Raw genomic sequence first — 1,092 nt, forward strand, 5'->3', positions numbered from 1 at the left:
GCGTCTGCATCGGCGCTTTTTCCATTTTTTACGTATGCATCCGACGACCGCGTCTTATCTATCGCCTCGTGTTTTGCGAATAGTGTGACCGTAAGTTTTTAAGGCCATCAGGACGTACAGTTAGATCCCGTTCTGTAGCAAAGCGTTTTTAGGATCCGAGTACAGCGTCGATCAATTCGTTCTGGCGGTACGGTTTCATTAGAAATGTGGTGTTCGTAGGAACGTAAGGTGGTCCCGTCCCTGAAACAATTACGACGTTCAAATGCGGAAACTTGCGCTTGGAGTGTTCCGCAAGCTGAACTCCGGACATGTCTCCCGGAAGGCTGACGTCAGTGACTAGAGCGAGAAGCTCCGTGCCTGAGGTCACAACGACGATTTCAGCCGCTTCAGCCGTGCTGCACTCCACAACTTCAAGCCCATTGTCTCTCAATAGATCGGCTATGGCCTCGCGCTGGAACAGATCATCTTCCACTACGACGGCAACAAAATTCGACATACCAGCCTCCAAATTGGAGAGCTAATACACCAACCCGTAATTGGTTCAGATCTCAGCAAGAGCCGTCACAAGGCAATCGTATTGTGGGAACTTCAATGCTTCCTAGCAGGATGTGTCCGGCAGTCGAACGTGGGGGTGCGCTACGCATCTGGTTCATTCGAGCAACCCCGCTTTCCGAAGGCCGTCGATCAGCAGAGGCGAGTTTGATTGCCCACCCCGAGCGATCTAACCTGATAACGGAAACGCGGGATCGACCTCAAGCAGACGAGGCCACCGGGTCAGAGCTTCCGCATCACGCCCCTGGCAAACTCAACCAGCATTCCGTCACCGGTCGTCTTGACGATGCTGCCGCGATAGGAGGATCAACAATGGCTTTTCTGGCTGCCTTGAGCCGGGCTAGGGTGCCTTCTTCGTCAGCGCCCATGAGGCGGCCTGCGACATCTGCGCCGGAACCGCCGCCCATCGCCGTCTGACCGGTCGCCTGCCAAAAAAGCCTCCGAACCCCAAATTGGGCTCGCCTTATCAAGCATGTCGGACAACCTTTCGAGCGTTCTGAATGCGTGAATCTAAAGCTGATTGGCCCGCAGGCCCGCGGC

The 1,092-nt window shown here is 54.9% G+C and carries 1 protein-coding gene; it reads right to left on the bottom strand.

The genetic code is table 11. The features are described 5' to 3' along the window. Positions 1-148: 148 nt before the first annotated feature. Positions 149-496 carry a response regulator gene (locus JQ575_RS44265; protein WP_212039439.1) on the bottom strand — a complete coding sequence of 116 codons (348 nt, stop codon included), beginning with the start codon at positions 494-496 and terminating at the stop codon, positions 149-151. Positions 497-1,092 lie beyond the last annotated feature (596 nt).

Source organism: Bradyrhizobium sp. JYMT SZCCT0428 (genome assembly GCF_018131075.1).
Classification (GTDB): domain Bacteria; phylum Pseudomonadota; class Alphaproteobacteria; order Rhizobiales; family Xanthobacteraceae; genus Bradyrhizobium.

What these genes read in the sequence shown, in the direction of transcription:
- JQ575_RS44265 (WP_212039439.1), bottom strand. Translation starts at nt 496, where the DNA reads ATGTCGAATTTTGTTGCCGTCGTAGTGGAAGATGATCTGTTCCAGCGC.